We start from the raw sequence: 12661 nt of genomic DNA, 5'->3' as shown, positions 1-12661 counted from the left end.
GGGCGAGGGGTGTGCGGTTGTGGGGTTGTGGCGCCGTACCGGAAAAGGTTTTTGGTAGGAAAGAAACCTGCAAGATGATCTCCGGAGCGCGCCCCGCGGCGGGGTTTTGGCAGGTCAATGGTGGTCACCCGGGTAAGCCTGATAAGTGGCACCTTAAGCGCGCGACCCCTTGTTTCTTAAGTTTTTCTTTAGATCGATCCGCCTTGGGAGCGTTCCCGTAAGGACGTGGTGAGACGCGATCGAACAGGAAGGCAACACAATGAAGCGCTACCGGAGTAACGCGGGAGGATCCAACGTCCGGCGCTGGCGGGTAGCCGGCATCGCGGGCGTCGCGGTGGCCCTGGTCGGTGTCGGACTCGGAGTGGCGAACGCGGCCACCTCCGCGGCCGCACCGACGGTGAACTGCCCGCAGGTCGCGCCGCAACTGCCGGCGATCCCCGCCACGGCCAAGGCCGAGGTGGAGCGGAACCTGGCCCTGCTGAACACCCAGATCCAGGAGGCCAACAAGCGCCTGGCCACCAGCCAGGGCGAGGGTGGCGCCAACTTCATCCAGAACGCGATCCTCGGCCCGCTGAAGGACAAGCGCGCGTCCACGATCGACCGGATCGCGATCTCGATCGGCCGGACCGCGGCCAAGCCGAACCTGCCGGTCGACTCGCTCGCGACCTGTGGCCTGAACCAGAACGGCGGCGGCAACGCGGCGCCCGAGCCGACCGCGGTGGCCGACGCCCCCGCCGCCGGCGCCACCTCGGCCGCGGCCGGTGCCGCGACCGGCGTGCCGACCGTGAACTGCCCGAACGTGAGTGACACGCTCCCGGCCGTGCCGGCCTCGGCGCAGGCCGAGATCGAGCGGAACCTGGCACTGCTCAACACCCAGATCCAGGAGGCCAACAAGCGCCTGGTCACCAGCCAGGGCGAGGGTGGCGCCAACTTCATCCAGAACGCGATCCTCGGCCCGCTGAAGGACAAGCGGTTCGCGACGATCAACCGGATGGAGACCGCGATCGGTCGCGCCGCCGCGAAGCCGGACCTGAACGCCGAGGGCCTCTCCACCTGCACGCTGAACGCGAACGGCGGCGGTAACCCGGCGCCGGAGAACACCGCGGTCCAGGCGCAGGACCCGGCCGTCGCCGCGTCCGCCGCCGCTGCCGCGGCCGGCACGATCAGCTGCCCGGACGTGACCATCAACGTGGCGATCCCGGCGTCCGCGCAGGCCGAGATCGACCGCAACCTGGCCCTGCTCCAGACCCAGATCGACGAGGCGAACAAGCGCCTGGTCAGCAGCCTCGGCCAGGGCGGCGTGAACTTCGTGCAGAACGCGATCCTCGGCCCGCTGAAGGACAAGCGGTTCGCGACGATCAACCGGATGGAGACCGCGATCGGTCGCACCGCCGCGAAGCCGAACCTGAACGCGGAAGGCCTCTCCACCTGCAAGGTCGTCAAGTAACACGCGTCTGTGGAAGGGGCCCTTCGGGGCCCCTTTTGCGTTGGGCGAGACCGGAAGGGCGGATTTCACGGCACGACCGAGATCCCGGAAAAGCAGAACCCCGGCGGCGATACCCGCGAGGGGCAGAGGCGGACCGGGGTCTTCGTCGAGAAGTCTACCGCCGCGCGTGCGGCGGTGATCTGGCCACGGCGATGTCGTTGTATCAGTGGAACGCCGAGGTCTCGGCCGCCCTCGGCACCACGCTCGGGCATGTCGAGGTGCGGCTTCGCAACGCGTTGCACGACGAACTGAGCGCGTGGTCGGCGCAGCGGCTCACCACGAGCCGATGTTCAATCGGCCGCTGGCCGAGGTTCAGGAGACCGCGCTGCGGGTCGCGGGGTGGATCTGTCCGGTGACGCGTCAGTGGATCGAGGAGCGCTGTGGGGTGCCGGCACTGCTGGCCGGGCGGCCGGGCTAAGTGGTGAGCTCGCGGTAGGCGGTGAGGACTGCGGAGGTGTGGTCGGCCAGGTCCTGGGCTTCGGTGTTCGCGGGTGGGGTCGGGGTGCCGAGCAGGTAGTCCGAGTTGCGCAGGGCCGCGCGGGCGTTGGCGAGGGCGCGCTCCCGCCGTACGAAGGAGTCGGTCTCGTCGGCCAGGCGGGTCAGGTGGGTGATCCGGGTCGCGGTCTCGGTGTCCAGGTCCTTGAGGTGGGCGCGGGCCTGGTCGGCGCGGGCGGCCAGCTCGGCGCGGATCGGGCTGGTGCGCGGGACGTCCGGGTCGACCTCGATCAGCTGCTCCCAGGTGAGCCGCACCCGGTCGCGGGACATCAGCAGGTCGGCGAGTTCCCAGATCGCCTGGGCCAGCCGTGGGCTCGGGTCGGCCAGGCCGACGTGGCCGCTCAGGGCCGGCCAGCGGTCCATCGTGAGGATCGCGGCGTCGACGGCGCGGCGCAGGTCGACGCGGTCGTCCTCGTGGACGACGAAACGGTAGTCGGACGGGGAGCGGCCGAACAGGCGCCAGCCCGCGGTGCGCGGGACGTCGAAGGAGACCCGGAGCTGGCCGTGCATCTCGGGGCGGGGGCGCAGCACGACGATCGAGCCCATCGCGAGCTCGTCGCAGGGCACCGAGGAGGCCGGCGCCCGGAGCCCGACGACCGTCTCGCGTACTCCTTCGGCCATGTACACCCGCACACCGGAAATTCTGCACGGCCGCGGCAACCGAGCACAGTGCACGGGGATGAATCGCAGCGCGCGGAGGGTGACAGAAGATCCGATCATGGCCGATGGCGCGGGAGCATACGGATAGCGATCGGATAGCACCGCAGCCGCGTGGCATTTCGCGTGCGACCCCGGATACGTGATAGAAATCCGCGTTCGCAAGAATGCCCCGACGACGAGGAGGGCCCGCGGTGCCAGGCAGCGCACGCACGATCACCGGCAGCAGCGTGATCGTCTATCTCGCGGTCAGCCTGCGGTCCCGGCTCCGGGCGCACGCGGTCGCGACCGGCCGATCGCACACCCAGATCGTGTTCGACGCGCTGAACGACACGCACCCCCGGCTGGCCGAACTCACCGGCACCCCGATGCCCGAGGACGGCCTTTTCGTGGCCCAGCGTTCCGGCCGCCGCCAGCACCGGGAGGACCGGGTGCAGGTGTCGATCCGGCCGAACCCGGAGAACCTGGCCGTGATCGACGGACTGGCCGGCCGGCACACCACCGGTAACCGGTCCGCGCTCATCGCGGCCGCACTCGACGCGTACCTTCCGGTTCCTATGAAGGGCCTCCCCGCATGAAGCAGTTGAACGAACAGATCGCCAACTTCTGGACGGACTACGCCGCGATAGCGTCGCTGGCCGGCGGTCTGCTCGGCGTCCTCCTCCTGATCAGCTTCGGGATCTGGGCGAAGCGATCGGGCAAGCCGCTGCGCCCGATCGCGCTGTCGTTCAGCATGAACCTCGCGCTGCTGCTCAACGCCGAGGGCATGTGGGTGATCGCGACCGAACAGCTGCACCTGCCGAAGGTGTTCGCGGTGCTGGTCTTCGCGGTCTTCGAGATCTGCTTCCTGACCGCCACCTCGCTCGCCGCCGAGCAGTACCGCAACACCTCGGTGTACGACGAGGACGGCAAGATCGTCACGCCCGGTCACCCCGGGCCGATGCTCTGGATCGCCGCCCTGATCGCCGCGGTCTCCGGCATCATCGTCGCCAGCAACGCGGTCACCGGCACCGAGAAGCTGCTGCGTCTCGCCGTGCCCTGCGTGATCTTCCTGATGTGGTGGGCCGCGCTGACCGCGGCCGGGCAGCGCGTCCGTCGCGGCCGGTTCGCGTACAGCCCGCGGCGTCTCGCCGAGCGCTGGGGCTGGCTGATCCCGGACGACGACCCGGACCTGGAGCGGATGGCGAACGAGCGCCAGATGCGTCGCATGGTGGTGAACCACCACCGGGTGAGCTCGGGCCGCTGGCCGAAGTCGTGGTGGCGCAGCCGGCTGCTGAAGGACGCGCGGACCGCCGGCGAGCCGGTGGTGGACGACGTGGTCGAGCAGTTGGCCCGGATCCAGCGGGTGATGGACCTGCTCGTCCCGGGCAGCGTGCCGGCCGTGCTGGCCGCGGCCCGGCCGGTCGCGCCGGCCATCGAGGCCGCGGCCGCCGAGCCGGCCGTGCCGAACGGTGCGACGACCCGGCCCGCGCAGCCGGTCCAGCCGATCCAGTTCGTGCCGCCGGCCACCGCGGCCGCCCCGGCCGCGGGTGTGCCGGTGTCGCCGACCGTGGCGCAGCTCGCCGCCTGGGTGAACTCGACCGCGGAGACGCCGGTCGTCGCGCCGGGCTCGTCGCTCGGCGAGCGGCTGGCCGCCGCGGTCACCCCGGAGGAGCTGCTCGGCATGCCGGCCCCGGCCGCCGCCGAGGTCCCGAACCAGCGTCGCCCGGCGGAGGAGGCCACGCCGCCCGGCGCGGTTCCCGCGGTCCTCGGCTCGATCCCGGCGCCCCGGCCGTTCGTCACCACCAACCCGGTCCCGCAGATCCCGACTCCGGCCAACGGCACCAACGGGTCGAACGGGTCGAACGGCGCGCACCACGCCAACGGCACCAACGGGACCGGCACCAACGGCACCAACGGCCAGGCGGCGATGCCGTCCTGGGCGAGCACCCCGACCGGCGCCCAGCGCGCGGTCAACATCGTCGGCTCCCCGTGGTGGCGCCTGGCCGTCGAGCGCCTGGCCCGCCTGGTCGCCGCCGAGATCACCCCGGACAACCTGTCCGAGATGACCTATCCGCGGATGGCCGAGCTGGTCAAGAACCTGGCCCCGCGGGTCGGGGACCTCGGCGAGGGCGTGGTCCGCTCGTTCGTCAACGACTACGTGCGGGAGATGAACGGCGAGCCGGGCGACGCCGCCTACCCGTGGCGTGACCTGCTGCCGGACCCGGTGACCGTGACCGTCGGCTCGGCCGCCTGGATGCAGGAGATCGAGGACCTGCGGGCCGCTCTCGTCGAGGAGATGGAGGGCGGCGAGGAGGTGGATCCGCGCGAGCTGGCGACGATGCTCAAGCCGAGCGTGCCGCGTCTGGACGACGAGACCGTCCGCGAGTTCGTCAACGACTACGTCTCCGCGCTCGGTGGTCAGCCGACCAGCGGCGAGCAGCCGTGGCAGCACCTGCTGCCCCGGCCGCAGGGGGGCCGTGGACCGAGCGACGAGGAGATCCTCGAGCAGTTCGGGCCGCAGCTCTACGAGCACCTGCGGACCAACGGGAAGCTGACCCGCTACCGGGTCACCGCGATGACCGGGGTGAAGAGTCCGGCGCGGGCCGACCGGATCAAGGCGATCATCGAGGACCAGGCCGCGGAGAGCACGCCGGCCTGATCCGTCCGTACCTCGAAAGCGGTCCTGGAAAATGCATCCGGGGCCGCTTTCGTCGTCAGTCCAGCAGCCAGCGCAGCAGGTCGTGGCCGTAGGGCGAGGCCGCGAGCAGCACCAGCGCCAGCCAGATCGCGGTGAGGACGGCGATCCCGGCGAAGGCCCGCCGGTCGCCGCGCCGCCAGGTGTGTGGGAGCGTGGCCGCGCCGATGAGCAGCATGGCGATCCCGAGCGGGGAGACGAACCAGGCGATCAGCCGGCAGATCCCGAAGACCCAGACCAGCGGGTTCCACACCGCGTCCGGGCCGGGCAGCGCGTCCTTCGGGTCGCCGAGCCGTTCGAGCCCGGGATGCAGGATCGCGCCCGCGTCCCCGGCCTGAATAGCAGACAAGATCAAAATCCCGAAACTGCCGATTAGGTACGCGATGAGCACCGCGCCCAGCGTCCAGAAGACCGCCCGCCCAGCGGCCGCCGGCGCCTCCTCACGAACCCGGTCCACGTCGGTCACCCGGGCAATGTACCCGCGTCGCGCCCGGTTCGCCGTCCGGCAGGTCAGGCAGGTTCGGCGCAGCTGTCGCGCCAGATGATGTCGGCGGCGGCCGGCTCGGAGAGCGGCCCCGCGTCGTCGCCGAGGGCCAGGGCCATCGCCCGCTCGCCCATCCCGACCAGCGGCAGCCGGACCGTGGTCAGCGTCGGCGTCATGTCCCGGGCGATCGGCATGTCGTCGAAGCCGGTCACCGAGATCTGGCCGGGCACCGCGATGCCCCGCGCGCGCAGGGTGGCGAGCGTGCCGACCGCCATCGAGTCGTTCAGGGCCAGGATCGCGGTCAGCTCCGGTGCGGCGGCGAGCAGCTCGGCCGCCGCGGCGGCGCCGCCGTCCCGGGTGAAGTCGGCGTGCACGATGCGTTCCGGCGGCAGCGGGACGTCCAGCTCGGCGGCGGCCCGCCGGATGCCGGAGAGCCGGTCGGTGGTGGTGGTCAGGGTGCGCGGGCCGGCGATCACGCCGACCCGGCGGTGGCCGAGGCCGAGGACGCGACAGCCCAGCGCGTACGCCCCGGCCTCGTTCGCCGGGAGCACCGCGCTGCCGACCAGCTCGTGCCGGCCGATCACGGCGACCCGGCCGCCGCCCTGCTCGTACGCGTTCAGCTCCCCGTTGAGCCGGGCGGTGAACTCGTCGTCGTGGTAGCCGGAGCCGGCCAGGATCAGCGCGTGCACCTGCTGGGCGCGCAGCAGCGCGACGTAGGCCAGCTCCCGCTCCGGCTCCCGGTAGCTGTTGCAGATCACCAGGAGCCGGTCGTGCGCCGCCGCCTGCCGTTGCAGGCCACGGGTGATCTCGGCGAAGTACGGATCGGACACGTCGTGCACGATCACGCCGACCGCGGACTTGCGCGGGCGGGCGACGTTCTGCGCGTGCGCGTTCGGCACGTAGTGCAACTGGGCGACGGCGGCCTGCACGCGCTCCCGGAGCTCCGGCGCGACCTTCTTGGCGCTGTCGTTGATCACGCGCGAGACGGTGGCGGGGGAGACCCCGGCCAGCCGGGCGACATCTGCCAGGGTGACCGCCATCCGCACAGCATAGAGACAGCGGAGGCGCAGCGTGGCGGCGCCACGGGCGTGATCGATGTCGTACGGCGGAAATCGTCTTTTGATCGTGAAGTTTGCGGACGCTCAGCGACCGAGCAGGGCCAGCGTGCCGACCACCCGGTTGGCGAAGCCCCACTCGTTGTCATACCAGGCGACGACCTTGACCAGGCGGCCGTTCGCGCTGGTCAGCAGCGAGTCGAAGATGGACGACGCGGGGTTGCCGGTGATGTCCGTGGAGACCAGCGGGTCGGCCGAGAACTCCAGGACGCCGCGCAGCGGGCCGGCGGCGGCGGCCTCGAACGCGCTGTTGATCTCCGCGGCGGTGACCGGCCGCTCGACGACCGCGTTCAGCTCGACCAGCGAGCCGACCGGGACCGGGACCCGCACCGCGTACCCGCTCAGCTTGCCGACCAGGCGCGGCAGGACCAGGCCGATCGCGGTCGCCGCGCCGGTCGTGGTCGGCGCGATGTTCAGCGCGGCGGCCCGGGCCCGGCGCAGGTCGCGGTGCGGGCCGTCCTGCAGGTTCTGCTCCTGGGTGTAGGCGTGGATCGTGGTCATCGAGCCGGTCTCGATCGTCGCCAGGTCGTCGAGCACCGACGCGATCGGGGCCAGGCCGTTCGTGGTGCAGGACGCGTTCGAGACCACGTCGTGCGCGGCCGGGTCGTAGTCACCGTGGTTGAGGCCGTAGGCGATGGTGATGTCGGCGCCCTTGGACGGCGCGCTGACCAGCACCTTCCGCGCGCCGGCGGTCAGGTGGGCGCGGGCGTCGGCGGCCGCGGTGAACCGGCCGGTCGATTCCAGCGCGACGTCGACGCCCAGGTCCTTCCAGGGCAGGTCGGCCGGCGTCCGGACGGCGGTGACCTCGATCCGGCGGCCGTCCACGATCAGGTGGTCCTCGTGCGCCTCGACCGTCCCGGCGAACCGGCCCAGCACGCTGTCGTAGCGCAGCAGATGGGCCAGGGTGCCGGCATCGGTCAGGTCGTTGATCGCGACGATCTCGACGTCACTGCCGGCGGCGGCGCGCAGGACATTGCGGCCGATGCGGCCGAACCCGTTGATGGCGACTCGTGTTGTCATGCCTCCAGCCTGCTGTTTCGTTCACCGCGGTGGCAGGGGGCGGAGCGCCAGGCTACGCAACTTTGCCGCCAAACGTCTTGCGGTACTCGCTCGGCGGCGTGCTCAGGATCCGCTGGAAGTGCATCCGCAGGTTCGCCCCGGTGCCCACGCCGACCCGGGCGGCGATCTGCTCGATCCCGAGATCGGTGCGCTCCAGCATCTCCCGGGCCAGGTCGACGCGGGCCCGCAGCACCCACTGCATCGGCGTGTACCCGGTGTCCTCGACGAACCGCCGGCCGAACGTGCGCTCCGACACCCCCGCGTGCCGGGCCATCGTGGTGACGGTCAGCGGCTCCTCCAGGTGCGCCAGGGCCCACTCCCGGGTCGCGGCGAAGACGTCGCCGAGCGGCTCCGGGATGCTGCGCGGGACGTACTGGGACTGGCCGCCGCTGCGGTACGGCGCGGCCACGATGATCCGGGCGATCGCGTTCGACGCCTGCACCCCGTGGTCGCGCCGGACCAGGTGCAGGCAGACGTCGATGCCGGCGGCCACCCCGGCCGACGTCAGGATCTGCCCCTCGTCGACGAAGAGCACCCGCCCGTCCACGGTCACCTTCGGGTAGTCCCGGGCCAGCCGGGGCGCCAGCTGCCAGTGCGTGGTCGCCCGCAGCCCGTCCAGCAGGCCGGCCGCGGCCAGCGCGAACGCGCCCCCGCAGATCGACACGATCCGGGTGCCGCGGAACGCCGCGTCGCGCAGCGCCTCGAGCACCCGCTGGTCGATCGGGCCGGTCGGGTTCTGGAAGCCGGGCACGATGATCGTGTCGGCCACCTCGAACGCCTCCAGCCCCGCCTCGACGTGGAAGCCCAGCCCGTCGCGGCCCGGGACCTGGCCGGCCCGGGTCGCGCACGGGATCGTCCGGTAGTTCAGGCCGTGCCGCGGCGCGAAGATCTGCGCCGGGATGCCCACGTCCAGGGGAGCGGCCCCCGGCAGGAGAAGCGTTGCCACCGTATGTCCCCGCATATCACCACTGTGCCGGGCGGAATGCGGTACCCGGAAGTGGCGGTCCGGACCGCTACCGCAAGGATTCGGCCAGCGTTACCCCCGAGAGCGCTCCCGCGGTCCGAAAACTGACCACTAGAATCACTGGCCCGGCGTCGAAGCGGTTGTACCTTGTCTCAAGCCGGTGACGTGGAAAGGACGGCTGGCGATGAGGGACCACAGCAACCGCTCGGCCGGGCGGCCGACCTTGGAAGAGGTCGCGGCCCGGGCCGGCGTCGGCCGGGGCACGGTCTCCCGGGTGGTGAACGGCTCGGCCCAGGTCAGTCCGAAGGCCCGCAAGATGGTGCAGGACGCGATCGACGAGCTCGGCTACGTGCCCAACCGGGCCGCGCGTGCGCTCGTCACGCAGCGGACCGATTCGATCGCCCTGGTCGTCTTCGAGTCCGGGGAGCGCTTCTTCGCCGAGCCGTTCTTCGGCCGGATCGTCCAGTCGGTCTCCTCCGTGCTGGTCGCGCGGAACCTGCAGATGGTCCTGATGATCGCCCAGGCCCCCGAGGAACGCCGCCAGCTGGAGGGGTACCTGACCCGCCAGCACGTGGACGGCGCGCTGCTGCTCTCGCTGCACGGCGACGACCCGCTGCCGATGATCCTCGAGGAGCGCGGCGTGCCGACCGTCCGGGCCGGGCGCCCGGCGCACCCGGGGCCGTCCAGCCTGGTCGACGCGGACAACCGGGGCGGGGCCCGGGCCGCGGTCACCTACCTGCAGGAGCAGGGGCGGCGCTGCATCGCGACGATCACCGGGCCGATGGACATGGCTCCCGGCATCGCGCGCTACCAGGGCTATCGCGACGTGGTCGGGGACGGGCCGGCCGCGACCGGCGACTTCGGCGAGATCAGCGGCGCGATGGCGATGGAGTGGCTGCTGACCAACTATCCGCAGATCGACGCGGTGTTCGCGGCGTCCGACATGATGGCCGCCGGGGCGCTGCGGGTGCTGCGGCGCTCCGGGCGCCGGGTGCCGGAGGACGTGGCGGTGGTCGGGTTCGACGACTCGGTGGTGGCTCGGCACACCGATCCGCCGCTGACCAGCGTCTACCAGCCGATCGAGCAGATGGGGCAGGAGATGGTCCGGCTGCTGCTGGCGAAGCTGGACGGGGACGAGCCGGTCGAGCACGAGACGGTCCTGCCGACCCGGCTGATCCTGCGGGGGAGCGCTTAGGCGCCCGCTTTGCTCAGGTCGGTCAGGCGGCTCTGCAGGATCGTGGCCTGGTCGGCGGTCAGGCCGCCCTCGCTCAGGCGCTGGCGGACCTTCTTGCGCAGCTGCTCGACCCCGCCCTGCACGTCCGGATCGTCCGCGGTGGCCAGCTGCCCGAGAATGTTCCGGAAGTCCTGCGCCACATCCGACCGAATTTTTCCTGATTTCTCGCCTTTTTCCACGGCATCCTGCACCCGCTGCAGCGCCGCGTCCAGGGTCAGCGTCTTCTCCAGGGTCGGCGCGCTGGTCGGCGTCGCGGACGGCGTGGCCGCCGTGGTCGCCGGTGCCGCGGACGTCGGTGTGGCCGCTGCCGACGGCACGACGACCGGCGGCACCACCGGCGGCTGCGCCAGATCGTCCCCGGACTGCGTCACCACGTGGACCAGCGCCAGGAACGCGATCGCGGTAGCCCCCAGCGCCGCCCCGACGGCCACCTTCCGCCCCCGGGTGGCCCGCCCGTTCGGCCCGGCGGCCGGCACCGGCGCGTGCCCGGTCGGCCGCGCCCCCGGCAGCGGCACGGTCGGCGCCTTGTGATCCTCGGACGGCGCGAGCTCGGCGAGCACCTTCCACGCCTCGGCCGCGGACGGGCGCCGCTCCGGATCGTCGTCCAGGCAGCGGTGGATCAGGTCGGCGAGCGGCAGCGGCAGCCCGGCCGGCAGCGGCGTCGGGCCGGCCTGCTGGGCGATCGCCAGCTCCTCCCAGGTGTCCACGCTGTACGGCGGCTCCCCGGCGACCATCTCGAACAGGAGCACGCCGAGCCCGTACAGGTCGGTGGCCGGCTCGGCGGGCTTGCCGTCGAGGCGTTCCGGCGCCGCGTACGCCGGTGTCCCGAACGTCGCCCCGGTGTCGTCGTCGTCCGGTTCCCCGACCCCGGCGCTGATCCCGAAGTCGAGCAGCTTCACGCCGCCCTTGCAGAGCATCACGTTGCCCGGCTTGATGTCGCGGTGCACCACCCCGGCGGCGTGCGCGGCGGCGAGCGCCCCGGCGACCGCGGCGCCCACCGCGGCGGCGGCCGGCCAGGGCAGCGGCCCGTCGCAGAGCCGGGCCGCCACGGTCTCCCCGGCGAGCAGCTCCATCACCACGAACGGGACGACCGAGCCGTCCGGGCGGACCGCCTCCCGGTAGTCGTGCACGGCCGCGATCCCGGGGTGCGAGAGGCGCGCGGCGAGGCGCGCCTCCCGCCAGGCCAGGTGGGCGGCGCGGATGTCGCCGGCCGGCAACTTGACCGCGACCGGGCGGTCGAGCAGTTCGTCGGTGGCTCGCCAGACCTGCGCCATGCCGCCGGTCTCGAGCAACGTGACGAGGCGGTACCGCGATACCAGAAGGGCACCGGGCGCCGGCCAGACATCGTGCATGCCGGAACATTCGCCCAGTCCGGCCCCGCATGTCAACCGGGGCCGTCCTCCGGGGCGATTCGCCCTTTTCGAGCGGGTCGCCCCGGAGTCGTACCGATTAGTCGATCGTCCGGGGCAGGGTCTCGGCCGCCTTGCGCAGGGCGGCGGCCGCGACGGCGTACCCATTGCTGGTGTAGGTCCGCGACAGCGTGCCGGGCACCGTGAAGTACGCCGCGGACAGCTTCGCCGGGTCGGTCGCGAGTTCCCCGCGGGCCGGCACGTCGTTGCCGTCGTCCCAGCCCCACGGCGCGTTCGCCGAGTTGGTGCCGCAGCCGAACGTGCCGGTGCCGCAGCCGCCGGTGGTGTCCCCGGCGAACGTGCCGAGCGACGCGAACAGGTTGGTGTCGGCCCGCTGCGCCCACATCCCACCGGCGGCGAAGATGTCGACCAGCTTGTACTGCACGTCCCGGTCGTCGGCGTTCGACGGCGCCTCGGCCACCGTCGACGGGTAGTAGACGATGCCGTCGCCGACGATGTTGTACTGCGGGTACGCCTTGAGCCCGTGCCCCTTGGCCTCCTGCGCGGTGACCGGGTGCGCCAGCCCGTCGTGCGGGTTGACCTGGGTCTGCAGCGTCCCGTCGATCGTCTCGCCGCCGTTGGTCCAGGTGCTGCCGGCCGGCGTGTACGAGTAGAAGTCGCTGTGCGCCACGGTCACCGCCGCCCGCAGCTTGCCGTAGTCGGTGCCGTCCTTCTCGATGACCTCGAGCAGCCCCTCGCCGTCGTTCTCGTGTTCGGTCTCGAAGAACGGGTGGTCGACCCAGTCCCGCGGGTGGAAGAAGAAGTACGTCACGTACCAGTGGCTGCTGGTCTCGACGACCGAGTAGTACGCGTACGCGGTCACCTCCTTGCCCGCGTTGTCCCAGTTGTTCCGCCCGATCAGGTCCCCGTCGAAGTCGTAGCGGGTGATGTAGTCGGACTTGCCGCCCAGTGCGTGGTCGCCGGTCTGGTCCACGTCCTGGTAGTGGATCGGCGCCCAGCGCAGCGCCAGGTCGGCGTTGCTCACCGCGGCTCGCGCGGGAGTGGCCGCCGCCGTCGCCAGCAGCATCCCGGCGATGATCGCACCGCTTCGTCGCATCGACTGTCCCCTTTGTTTAGAGAT

At 72.0% G+C, this 12661-nt stretch carries 12 protein-coding genes; 5 read left to right on the top strand and 7 right to left on the bottom strand.

The window, feature by feature from the left end; translation table 11 throughout:
* The first annotated feature begins 259 nt into the window (after positions 1 to 259).
* Positions 260 to 1447, top strand: a complete 1188-nt coding sequence (locus L3i22_RS38085) for a hypothetical protein (RefSeq protein ID WP_221322308.1) — start codon at positions 260 to 262, stop codon at positions 1445 to 1447.
* A gap of 325 nt (positions 1448 to 1772) precedes the next feature.
* A complete protein-coding gene (locus L3i22_RS53970; protein WP_255657484.1) occupies positions 1773 to 1904 on the top strand; it encodes a hypothetical protein in 132 nt (43 codons plus the stop codon).
* Here L3i22_RS53970 and L3i22_RS38080 read toward each other — a convergent pair.
* Entirely contained in the window at positions 1901 to 2614 is a 714-nt protein-coding gene (locus tag L3i22_RS38080; RefSeq protein ID WP_221322307.1) for a hypothetical protein, read from the bottom strand. The genes L3i22_RS53970 and L3i22_RS38080 overlap by 4 nt on opposite strands.
* 218 nt (positions 2615 to 2832) lie before the next feature.
* Between L3i22_RS38080 and L3i22_RS38075 the strand changes: the two genes are divergently transcribed.
* Positions 2833 to 3216 carry a hypothetical protein gene (locus L3i22_RS38075; RefSeq protein WP_221322306.1) on the top strand — a complete coding sequence of 128 codons (384 nt, stop codon included), beginning with the start codon at positions 2833 to 2835 and terminating at the stop codon, positions 3214 to 3216.
* Positions 3213 to 5279 carry an MFS transporter gene (locus L3i22_RS38070; RefSeq protein ID WP_221322305.1) on the top strand — a complete coding sequence of 689 codons (2067 nt, stop codon included), beginning with the start codon at positions 3213 to 3215 and terminating at the stop codon, positions 5277 to 5279. Before L3i22_RS38075 ends, L3i22_RS38070 begins: the two co-directional genes overlap by 4 nt.
* A 55-nt stretch (positions 5280 to 5334) precedes the next feature.
* Here L3i22_RS38070 and L3i22_RS38065 read toward each other — a convergent pair whose 3' ends face one another.
* The 4 genes from L3i22_RS38065 to L3i22_RS38050 all read right to left on the bottom strand — a co-directional run bounded on the left by L3i22_RS38065 (position 5335) and on the right by L3i22_RS38050 (position 8919).
* Complete coding sequence (locus L3i22_RS38065) at positions 5335 to 5781, bottom strand: hypothetical protein (RefSeq protein WP_221322304.1); 447 nt, start codon at positions 5779 to 5781, stop codon at positions 5335 to 5337.
* A 44-nt stretch (positions 5782 to 5825) separates the two neighbouring features.
* On the bottom strand, positions 5826 to 6839 hold the full coding sequence (locus tag L3i22_RS38060; protein ID WP_221322303.1) for a LacI family DNA-binding transcriptional regulator: 1014 nt from the start codon (positions 6837 to 6839) through the stop codon (positions 5826 to 5828).
* Positions 6840 to 6941: 102 nt separating this feature from the next.
* On the bottom strand, positions 6942 to 7934 hold the full coding sequence (gap, locus tag L3i22_RS38055) for a type I glyceraldehyde-3-phosphate dehydrogenase (RefSeq protein ID WP_221322302.1): 993 nt from the start codon (positions 7932 to 7934) through the stop codon (positions 6942 to 6944).
* A gap of 52 nt (positions 7935 to 7986) precedes the next feature.
* Entirely contained in the window at positions 7987 to 8919 is a 933-nt protein-coding gene (locus tag L3i22_RS38050) for a GlxA family transcriptional regulator (protein WP_255657483.1), read from the bottom strand.
* A 202-nt stretch (positions 8920 to 9121) separates the two neighbouring features.
* On the opposite strand from L3i22_RS38050, the gene L3i22_RS38045 reads away from it, so the two are divergent.
* Positions 9122 to 10132, top strand: coding sequence for a LacI family DNA-binding transcriptional regulator (locus L3i22_RS38045; protein ID WP_221322300.1), 1011 nt, complete (start codon positions 9122 to 9124; stop codon positions 10130 to 10132).
* Here the strand turns inward: L3i22_RS38045 and L3i22_RS38040 are convergent.
* Entirely contained in the window at positions 10129 to 11523 is a 1395-nt protein-coding gene (locus L3i22_RS38040) for a serine/threonine-protein kinase (protein ID WP_221322299.1), read from the bottom strand. The two genes, L3i22_RS38045 and L3i22_RS38040, sit on opposite strands and share 4 nt — an antisense overlap.
* Positions 11524 to 11620: 97 nt before the next feature.
* Positions 11621 to 12637, bottom strand: coding sequence for a hypothetical protein (locus L3i22_RS38035; protein WP_221322298.1), 1017 nt, complete (start codon positions 12635 to 12637; stop codon positions 11621 to 11623).
* Positions 12638 to 12661 lie beyond the last annotated feature (24 nt).

Origin of the sequence: Actinoplanes sp. L3-i22 (assembly GCF_019704555.1) — a bacterium.
Lineage (GTDB): Bacteria > Actinomycetota > Actinomycetes > Mycobacteriales > Micromonosporaceae > Actinoplanes.
Note: the sequence above shows the minus strand (reverse complement) of the source record. Positions and strands in the feature narration are given on the sequence as shown.